The sequence below is a fragment of the Fructobacillus fructosus KCTC 3544 genome, from assembly GCF_001438695.1.
In the GTDB taxonomy this organism is placed as follows: Bacteria; Bacillota; Bacilli; order Lactobacillales; family Lactobacillaceae; genus Fructobacillus; species Fructobacillus fructosus.
This window is the reverse complement of the sequence record NZ_JQBH01000041.1, coordinates 1-297: the sequence shown is the minus strand read 5'-3', so window position 1 is coordinate 297 and position 297 is coordinate 1. Positions and strand designations below refer to the sequence as shown.

At 44.1% G+C, this 297-nt stretch carries 1 protein-coding gene; it reads left to right on the top strand.

Features of this window, described 5'->3' with window-relative positions; genetic code table 11:
• On the top strand, positions 1-297 hold a 297-nt coding region (locus tag IV71_RS08190), incomplete at both ends, for a glycoside hydrolase family 25 domain-containing protein (RefSeq protein ID WP_478210282.1).

The window sequence follows — 297 nt, the reverse complement described above, 5'->3', positions numbered from 1 at the left end:
CTAATCGGGCTGATTTGAAGTATCAACAAAACCTGTCTGCATTAGGAAATGTAGGCGCTAATTACGCCGTTTATTCCTACATGACTGCTAGTGATACCGCTAGTGCTGAAAGCGAAGCACAGGCGCTCTATACGAGGACACAGCAAGCAGGCAATGGTAAGCAACCTCGCTTTTACATGATTGATGTGGAAGAGACCACAGGTAATGACATGCGAGGAATTGTTGAAGCCTACATGAACAAGTTGAATAGCTTAGGGGTACCGGATAACAAAATAGTCCTCTATATCGCTAATCACT